This window comes from Allobosea sp. (assembly GCF_048595345.1).
Lineage (GTDB): Bacteria > Pseudomonadota > Alphaproteobacteria > Rhizobiales > Beijerinckiaceae > Allobosea.
On record NZ_JBMDWH010000180.1, the window covers coordinates 1 to 8,055 of the forward strand.

The following is an 8,055-nucleotide window of genomic DNA, read 5'->3' on the forward strand; positions in this document are numbered from 1 at the left end:
ATCTGGCGCAGCTTGGCCTTGATCTCGGGATTGCCCTCGGAGTTCTTGAACTCGTCCTTGAGCTCCTGCTTGGTCATCTTCTGGCGCTGATACCAGGTGAAGCGCTGCCAGGCGAAATCGCCGATCGCGACCACGGCGAAGAGCGCGAGCACCGCGCCCATCAGCTTGATCGCCAGCGCGAGCGTCGCCGGCAGCAGCGCCGCGACCTCCATCTGCGCGAAGGCGCCCAGCCTGTCGTGCTCGTTCCAGAGGGTGATCCAGACGACGATGCCGATCAGCGCCGTCTTGGCGAGGCCCTTGCCGAAATTGACCCAAGCCTCCTTGCCGAAGATCCGCTTGATGCCTGAGAGGGGGTTGATCCGGTCGAACTTCGGCATCAGCGGCTCGACGGTCCAGAGCAGCTTGTGCTGCAGCAGCGCGCCCGCCAGACCCGCGCAGAGAATGAAGGCGAAGGGCATGCCCAGCGCCATGAACCCGGTCAGCACGCCCTGCCGCGTCACCTGCATGAAGCCGGCTCCGTCCGCCGGCACCTGATGGGCGTTCATCAGGAAGGCGCGCAGCGTCCCCAACGCTTCGCGCGAGGACCAGCCGGCCCCGACCAGGAGCGCGAGCGTGAAGCCGCACAGCACGAAGAAGGTGCCGATCTCCTGCGATTTGGGGACGTCGCCTTTCTCGGTCGCCTGATCCAGCTTTCGCTGGGTCGGGTCTTCTGTCCTGTCCTCGTTGTCGGCATCTTCGGACATCGCCCGTCAGCCTCCCGTGAACTGGCGCAGGAAGGTGCCGATATCGGCGATGAAGACGCTCATCATCACGCCCAGCACCGCCAGCAGGATCAGCATGCCGCCGAAGATCGAGGCCGGCACCGCGAGGAAGAAGACCTGGAGCTGCGGCATCATCCGCGCCAGGACGCCGAGACCGAGATTGAACAGCAGCCCGAAGACGATGAAGGGCGCGGCGATCTGGACCGCGATCGCGAAACCCTGGCCGGCGGAGCGGATGGCGAGCGTCATCACGTCGTCCACCGCCGGCGTCCCGCCCGGCGGCAGGAGCCGGTAGCTCTCATGCACCGCGGCGATGGCGAGATGGTGCAGGTCGCTGGTCAGCACCAGCGTGATGCCGAGCATCGTCAGGAAATTGCCGATGGAGGGGTTCTGCGCGCCGCCGGTGGGGTCGACCGTCATGGCGAAGCCGAGCCCCATGGCCTGCGCCAGGATGGTGCCGGCGGTCTGGAGCGCGGCCATGACGAGCCGGGCGCAGACACCGATCACGAGGCCGATCAGAACCTCGCCGACCAGCAGCGTCAGCAGCGCCGGCAGATCCTGGGGGACGCTGAGGCTCGGGCGCGCCATGGGCAGGATCACGAGCGCGATGAAGAAGGCGAGGGAGAGCCTGGCGCGCGAGAAGATGAAGCGCTCGCCGATGCCCGGCATCAGCATCACCATGGTGCCGACGCGCGCGAAGACCAGCACGAACAAGGCGCCGATCTGTGGCAGGATCGCGAGCTGCATCGGGCCGGAGCCGGTTCCGCGCCATCTGAAGCGCCGCGTCGCGCCCGTTCCGGCCAGGGCCGGAGCGGGCGGCGGCAGGATCATCCGCCCGTGGCGATTCGCACGGCGACCCGCCCCATATAACTCGCAAGCGCGTCTCCCATGAACGGAAGAAGCAGCATCATGCCTGCGAAGACGGCGAGAATCTTCGGCACGAAGATCAGCGTCTGCTCCTGGATCTGCGTCAGCGCCTGCACCAGCGAGACGACGAGGCCGACCAGAAGGGCGATCGCCATCAGCGGCCCGCCCACCTTGAGGAAGACGACGATGCCGTCGCGCGCGACGTCGAGAATGGCTCCGGAGGTCATGGTCGATCCGTCCTCAGCCGCTCACACCGGCATCCGCATGATTTCCTCATAGGCCGCGATCACCTTGTCGCGCACGGCCACGAGGGTCTGGATCGCGGTCTCGCTCTCGGCGACCGCCGTGACGACGTCCACCACGTCCGCCCGGCCGGCCGCGACGCTGGCGGTCTGCATGTCGGCCTTGCGGCCGGCTTCCGCCGTGGAATCGAGCGCCTTGCCGAGCAGGGCCGAGAAATCGGCGCCGCCGGTCTCGCCCGTGCTGCCCGCGAGCGGCTTGCGCATCAGATTGCCGGCGCCCATGCCCTGGATGTTGGCGTAGGCACCTGCGGCGAAGCTCGGCGTGGCCATGGCTCGAATCTCCTTCTGGATCAGGCGCGCAGGATGTCGATGGTGCGCTGGATCATCCGCCGGGTGGAGGAGATCAGGTTCAGATTGGCCTCGTAGCTGCGCTGGGCCTCGCGCATGTCGACCATTTCGACGAGCTGGTTGACGTTCGGCATCTTGACGTCGCCATTGGCGTCGGCGGCCGGGTTGCCGGGCTCGTGCTTGGTCCTGAAGGCGCTCTGGTCGCGCTGGATGCGGCCCAGCGACACCAGCTGGGCATCGAGGCTGCGGTCGAGATGGCGCTCGAAGCTCACCGTCTTGCGGCGGTAGGGATCGACGCCGGCGCGGTCGGGGGCGGAATCGGCGTTGGCGATGTTCTCGGCGATGACCCGCATGCGGCCGGACTGGCTGCGCAGGCCCGAGGCTGCGACGGCGATGCTCTTGATCAGATCCATCAGCCGCCCCCTCAGCCGTTCTTGCCGATGGCGATCTTCATCAGGCTCAGCCCCTTGCTGTAGAGCGAGGCGGCGAGCTGGTAGTCGGACTGGTTGGACGCGACTTTCATCATCTCGTCCTCGAGATTGACCGCGTTGCCGTTCGGGGTGGTCTCGAAGCGCGGCGCGCCGGTCCCGGTGAAGCCGCCCCGGCCGCCGGAGAGGCCGAGATGGCCGGCGCTGGTGCGGGCGAGGGCGACGCCATCGGAGCGGTCGAGCTTGGGGGGCTTCAGATCGAGGGGGCGGAAGCCCGGGCTGTCGGCATTGGCGACATTCTCGGCCAGGACCTTCTGGCGGGCCTGGGCGTAGTGCATGCGCGTCTTCAGCGCGTTGAGGAGGCCGCCGCCGATGCTCGCTCCGTCATTCGCCATGGCACCGGATTCCCGAAAACCGACGGGGCAGGGACCCCTCGTCACTGGGCAATTCTTGCCGGGCGCATGGTTAACGGACGGTTAAAGTCACGTCCTTTCAACGAAGCCGTTAACTACGCATTCACCATGTTTCCCGAAGCCGGAAGCCATGTGCTATAGGCAAGGTGTTGAACCTTGGGCGGAAGTTCGGGGTTGACCTTCGGCCGAAAAGGCCGTGGCGAGATGAGGGCGCGCCTTGCAGAGCTTGTTTGGACTGGAACTGACGACGGCTCAGAAGCTGATCGTCGCCTCGGTGGTGATCCTCGTGCTGCTCGGCCTGCTGCTGCTGGTCGCGCGTCAGCTCAAAAGCGGGCGCCTGCGGGTGCCGGGGCAGGGGGCCGGACGCCAGCGCCAGCCGCGCCTGGGCATCGTCGACAGCTTCGATCTCGACAATCAGCGCCAGCTCGTCCTGATCCGCCGCGACAATGTCGAGCATCTGCTGATGGTGGGCGGGGCGTCGGATGTCGTGGTCGAGAGCAACATCGTCCGGGCCGGATCGCGCTCGGCGACCCCCATGTTCAGCGAGCCATCGGCTCAGGACCGGCCGTTGCCGCCCTTCGAGACGCTGGTGCCGCCGAGCGAGCCGGCGATCCGCGCCGGCGAGGAGCTGCGCCGCACGATCACCGGCAACGATGTCGAGGATGTCGTGCCGGCCGTGCCGATGCGGCCGGTGCAGATTCCGGTGGAGAGCGCGGCCGCGGCCGGCGTCGCCACCGCGCTCGGTGTCGAGGGCTTTTCTGCCACCCGTGCCGCCTCGACGGCGCCCGCTTCGGCCGCGCCGTCATTCCCGGCGCCAAGCTTCCCCGCGCCGAGCTTTGCCCGCGAGCATGCCCCGGCCCCGGCCGCCAGCGCCGACGAACTCGACGATATGGCGCGCCAGCTCGAGGCGGCGCTGAAGCGGCCGCATTCGGCTGTGCGCCCCGCCCATCCGGCCGAGGAGGCGCCTGCGCAGCCGGTCCGCTCGCCCGCGCCGGTGCTCGATTCTCCGGCCGCGCCGGCCCCGCCTGTCGCCTCCGCCGCGAAGGTCGAGCCCGTGATCCCGGATCTGCCGAAGCGCGAACCCGTGATCGCGCCGTCGGCGCCGCCGGCTGAGCCGAAACGAGCCGCGCCTGCGCCGGCCAAGCCGCAGGCGATGCTGGACATGGAGGCTGAGCTCGAAGCCGCTCTCGGGCTGAAACCCAAGCCGGTCAGCCCGCGCCCCGGCGACGCAGCCGAGCCCGTCGCCGCCAAACCCTTCGCGCCGCCGAAGCCTCTGCCCGTTTTCCCGCCCAAGCCCCCCGCCGCCAAGCCGTTCCCGGCTGTGCCGGAGCCGGCCAACGGCGCGCCGCCCGCCGACGAGCCCGAGGCGGCGATGCAGCCCGCGCCGATCCGCCCGAGCGAGCCCGAGATCGTGGTTCCCGAGCCTCTGCCTCCGCCGGCCGGGCCGGCCGAGCCGGAGCCCGCCGTGACTTTGGCCGAAGCGCCAGTCGCGGAACCCGCGCCCGAGGTGAAGACTCCCGCGTTCGACGGTGCCGATGCCAAAACGGTGGAGGCCAAGCCGGCGGAAGCGGTTTCCGCAGGCGAGACACCTGCCGAGCCGAAGCCTGCCGAGCCCGCCAAGGAGCTCGATCCGTTCTCCGTCGATGCGATCGAGGCTGAATTCGCGCGCCTGCTCGGCCGCGATCCGAAGGCGAAATCCTGAGGGACGAAGCCCCCGCGAAAGGCTCCGGCCACCGCCGTCATCAACAGGAATCACGAAGGCCGGCCGCAGCGCCGGCCTTCTTCAGTTGCGCCCTGTCCCTGCGGGACTAGACCATCGCGCGTCCCAACGGACGCGGTCACGATGCTCTAAGATATTGCTGGAGCATCGAATTTTTCCGAAAAGTGGATTCCACTTTTCGGTCCGGTGCTCTAGCCTCGCCTCGATCCGGCTCCGGTTGAGTCGGCGGCATGAGCGGCGCGCGTGAGTCAGCAGAACGGCAGAGCGGGAAGGCGAAGCATGCCGCGCACCCTGGCGGGAGCGCTGGCGCTGTGCCTTTTCGTGGCGACGCCGGCCGCCGCGCAGACCCTCTCGCTGGATTTCGGCCAAGGAGGAGGGGTGGCCGAGAGGGCGCTCCAGCTCATCGCGGTCATCACCGTGCTCTCGCTGGCGCCGTCGATCCTGGTGATGGTGACTTCCTTCACCCGCATCGTGGTGGTGCTGTCGCTGCTGCGCTCGGCGCTGGGCACGCAGACCGCGCCGCCGAACGCGGTGATCATCGGGCTGTCGCTGTTCCTGACCGGCTTCGTGATGGCGCCGACCTTGCGGGAGGCCTACACCAACGCCGTGCAGCCGCTGGTAGCGGGACAGATCCAGCCGCAGGAGGCGTATAATCGAGGCGTGGTGCCGTTCCGCACCTTCATGCTGCGGCATGTGCGCGAGAAGGATCTGCAGCTGTTCCTCGACATGTCCCAGGGGCCGCGTCCGGCCACGCCTCAGGATATCGGCATCGAGGTGCTCGTGCCGGCCTTCATGATCTCGGAGCTGCGCCGGGCCTTCGAGATCGGCTTCCTGCTGTTCGTGCCGTTCCTGATCATCGACCTCGTGGTGGCCTCGATCCTGATGTCGGTCGGCATGATGATGCTGCCGCCGGTCACGGTGGCACTGCCGTTCAAGCTGATCTTCTTCGTGCTGGTGGATGGCTGGGGGCTGGTCGCGGGCTCGCTGGTGAAGAGTTATGGCGGGGGGTGAACCCGGCGCCGTTCAGCGCTTCGCAGCCGTCCTGTAGACGCTCGCCCGTTCGCGCTTTTCCGACCGCCACGACGACTACCGTGATGCGTTCATCCTCGACGCGATAGACGAGGCGATATCCGGCCGCACGCAGCTTGATCTTGTAATGGTCCGGCATGCCGTGAAGCGCATCGGCCGGCACGCGCGGATGAGCAAGTCGCTCACCCAGTTTTTTCTTGAACTGCTCCCGCAAGGTTGCGCCAAGCTTGTCCCATTCCTTGCGGGCGGATGGGAGAAATTCGAGCCTATAGCTCATTGAGGCCGACCGGCTCGCCCCTCTCAATGGCTCGGGCCTTGGCCAGCGCAACCAGAGCCTGGTCGTCAAGGGCGTCGATCATCGCCTCATAGGCGTCGGCCGGGACCATATAGGCCATCACGCGGTTGTGGTTCAGGATCGCGACAGCCTGCCCGCCTGCGCTATCGACAACGGCCGTGGGGTTCTTCTTCAGATCCGAAACGCTGACCGCCATCTCGGCTTCGACGCGCTGCATAAGCTGCCTCTCGCTATCCGGCACAGGTCTTTTCAGACCCGATTTGCGTCCAATATAGCGTACCTTTTTCGCTCTGCCAGCGGGCGTGCGCTCAGCCCACCACCACGCGCCCGCGCTCGATGCGAAGGGCGAGGCGGCCGCTCTTCAGCGCCAGCGCCTTCTCGCCGAAGACCTCCCGGCGCCAGCCCGTGAGGGCGGGCACGCCGGTGAGCTCGTCGGAGGCGATGGCTTCGAGATCGTCGCTGGTGGCGATGATCTTCGGAGCCACGCGCTCGGCATCCGCGACCGATTTGAGCAGTACCTTGAGCAGGTCGAGCACGGCGCCATTGGTCGGGCGGCCGCGCTCGCGCTCCAGCCGGGGCAGGGTCTTGGGGTCGATGGCCGCCGCGCGTTCGATCGCGGCGAGCACCTCGGCGCCGTTGCGCGAACGCTCAAAGCCGTTGGGCACGGAGCGCAGTTCGGCCAGGGCCTCGGTCGAGCGCGGCCCGCGCTGGACGATGTCGATCAGCGCGTCGTCCTTAAGGACACGCTGGCGCGGCACGTCGCGGGTCTGCGCCTCGCGCTCGCGCCAGGCGGCGATCTCCATCAGCAGCGGCAATTCGCGCGGCTTGCGGATGCGGCCCTTCAGGCGCATCCAGGCGTTCTCGGGCTTCACCTCATAGGTCGCGGGCGAGGTCAGCACCTTCATCTCTTCGGCCACCCAGCTTTCGCGGCCGGAGGCGTCGAGATCGGCTTTCAGCGCCAGATAGATGTCGCGCAGATGGGTCACGTCCGCCTCTGCATAGACCAGCTGCGCCTCGTTGAGCGGGCGGCGCGACCAGTCGGTGAAGCGCGAGGATTTGTCGATGCGCGCCTTGGCGAGATCATTGGCGAGCTGCTCGTAGCCGACCGAGTCGCCATAGCCGCACACCATCGCGGCGACCTGCGTGTCGAAGAGCGGTACCGGCAGCACGCGGCCGAGCAGCCAGACGATTTCGAGGTCCTGCCGGGCGGCATGGAAGACCTTGACCACCGCCTCGTTGCTCATCAGCGCGAAGAAGGGCGCCAGATCGATGCCCGGCGCCAGCGGATCGACCAGCACCGCCTCATCGGGGGATGCGAGCTGGATCAGGCACAGCTTCGGATAATAGGTCGTTTCCCGCAGGAATTCGGTGTCGACGGTGACGAAGGGGTGGGCGGCGAGACGCTCGCAGGCGGCGGCGAGCTCGGCGGTGTCGGCGATCAGATGCATGGTCCTGGGCTCATAGCAGAGGTGCGGGCGGGATGTCGCGGGCGTTCTTGACATTTCGCCCCCGCGCGTGTGGTTAGCCCCCGAGTTTCGGCCGGGGCGGATGCGCCGGCCCTCGACGCATTTCCGAAAGACCGATCCCGTGACCCTGCATCGCTACCGTTCCCACACCTGCGGCGCGCTCCGCGACAGCGACATCGGCTCGCAGGTGCGCCTTTCCGGCTGGTGCCACCGCATCCGCGACCATGGCGGCGTGCTCTTCATCGACCTGCGCGACCATTACGGCATGACGCAGGTTGTGATCGACCCGGATTCGCCGGCTTTCGCCGATGCCGAGACGCTGCGCTCGGAATGGGTGGTGCGCATCGACGGCAAGGTGAAGGCGCGACTCGAAGGCACCGAGAACGCCAATCTTCCCACCGGTGCGGTCGAGGTCTTCGCGACCGGCATCGAGGTGCTTGGCCCCTCCGCCGAGCTGCCGCTGCCCGTGTTCGGCGATCTCGAATA

Annotated in this window: 12 protein-coding genes; 3 read left to right on the forward strand and 9 right to left on the reverse strand. The window is 67.8% G+C overall.

The features are described 5' to 3' along the window. The 6 genes from ACOJTB_RS16280 to flgB form a co-directional block, all read right to left on the reverse strand. The coding region (locus tag ACOJTB_RS16280) for an EscU/YscU/HrcU family type III secretion system export apparatus switch protein (protein ID WP_420103573.1) at positions 1 to 743 on the reverse strand (743 nt) is incomplete at its 3' end. Positions 744 to 749: 6 nt separating this feature from the next. Continuing rightward, positions 750 to 1,508: a flagellar biosynthetic protein FliR gene (gene fliR, locus ACOJTB_RS16285; RefSeq protein ID WP_420103574.1), complete on the reverse strand. Its 759-nt coding sequence runs from the start codon at positions 1,506 to 1,508 to the stop codon at positions 750 to 752. An 80-nt stretch (positions 1,509 to 1,588) separates the two neighbouring features. Beyond that, positions 1,589 to 1,855, reverse strand: coding sequence for a flagellar biosynthesis protein FliQ (gene fliQ / locus ACOJTB_RS16290; protein WP_420103575.1), 267 nt, complete (start codon positions 1,853 to 1,855; stop codon positions 1,589 to 1,591). 21 nt (positions 1,856 to 1,876) lie between these two features. Continuing rightward, the gene (fliE, locus tag ACOJTB_RS16295; protein ID WP_420103576.1) at positions 1,877 to 2,200 is read right to left on the reverse strand and encodes a flagellar hook-basal body complex protein FliE; all 324 of its coding nucleotides are present in this window, start codon (positions 2,198 to 2,200) and stop codon (positions 1,877 to 1,879) included. 20 nt (positions 2,201 to 2,220) lie between these two features. Beyond that, complete coding sequence (gene flgC, locus ACOJTB_RS16300; RefSeq protein ID WP_420103577.1) at positions 2,221 to 2,631, reverse strand: flagellar basal body rod protein FlgC; 411 nt, start codon at positions 2,629 to 2,631, stop codon at positions 2,221 to 2,223. 11 nt (positions 2,632 to 2,642) lie between these two features. Next, positions 2,643 to 3,041 (reverse strand): flagellar basal body rod protein FlgB, encoded by a 399-nt coding sequence (flgB, locus tag ACOJTB_RS16305; RefSeq protein WP_420103578.1) that lies wholly within the window; start codon positions 3,039 to 3,041, stop codon positions 2,643 to 2,645. Positions 3,042 to 3,276: 235 nt separating this feature from the next. Between flgB and ACOJTB_RS16310 the strand changes: the two genes are divergently transcribed. Both ACOJTB_RS16310 and fliP read left to right on the forward strand, forming a co-directional pair. Continuing rightward, positions 3,277 to 4,761, forward strand: coding sequence for a hypothetical protein (locus tag ACOJTB_RS16310; protein ID WP_420103579.1), 1,485 nt, complete (start codon positions 3,277 to 3,279; stop codon positions 4,759 to 4,761). 297 nt (positions 4,762 to 5,058) lie between these two features. Beyond that, entirely contained in the window at positions 5,059 to 5,790 is a 732-nt protein-coding gene (gene fliP, locus ACOJTB_RS16315; RefSeq protein WP_420103580.1) for a flagellar type III secretion system pore protein FliP, read from the forward strand. On the opposite strand, the gene ACOJTB_RS16320 is transcribed toward fliP, so the two are convergent. From ACOJTB_RS16320 to rnd, 3 genes are all read right to left on the reverse strand, one after another. Next, positions 5,711 to 6,085 carry a type II toxin-antitoxin system RelE family toxin gene (locus ACOJTB_RS16320; protein WP_420103581.1) on the reverse strand — a complete coding sequence of 125 codons (375 nt, stop codon included), beginning with the start codon at positions 6,083 to 6,085 and terminating at the stop codon, positions 5,711 to 5,713. The two genes, fliP and ACOJTB_RS16320, sit on opposite strands and share 80 nt — an antisense overlap. After that, complete coding sequence (locus ACOJTB_RS16325; protein WP_420103582.1) at positions 6,075 to 6,320, reverse strand: type II toxin-antitoxin system Phd/YefM family antitoxin; 246 nt, start codon at positions 6,318 to 6,320, stop codon at positions 6,075 to 6,077. Before ACOJTB_RS16325 ends, ACOJTB_RS16320 begins: the two co-directional genes overlap by 11 nt. 91 nt (positions 6,321 to 6,411) lie before the next feature. Continuing rightward, positions 6,412 to 7,551 (reverse strand): ribonuclease D, encoded by a 1,140-nt coding sequence (gene rnd / locus ACOJTB_RS16330; RefSeq protein WP_420103583.1) that lies wholly within the window; start codon positions 7,549 to 7,551, stop codon positions 6,412 to 6,414. Positions 7,552 to 7,696: 145 nt separating this feature from the next. Here rnd and ACOJTB_RS16335 point away from each other — a divergent pair. After that, positions 7,697 to 8,055 (forward strand): OB-fold nucleic acid binding domain-containing protein (locus ACOJTB_RS16335; RefSeq protein ID WP_420103584.1); only part of this gene is annotated, 359 nt, incomplete at its 3' end.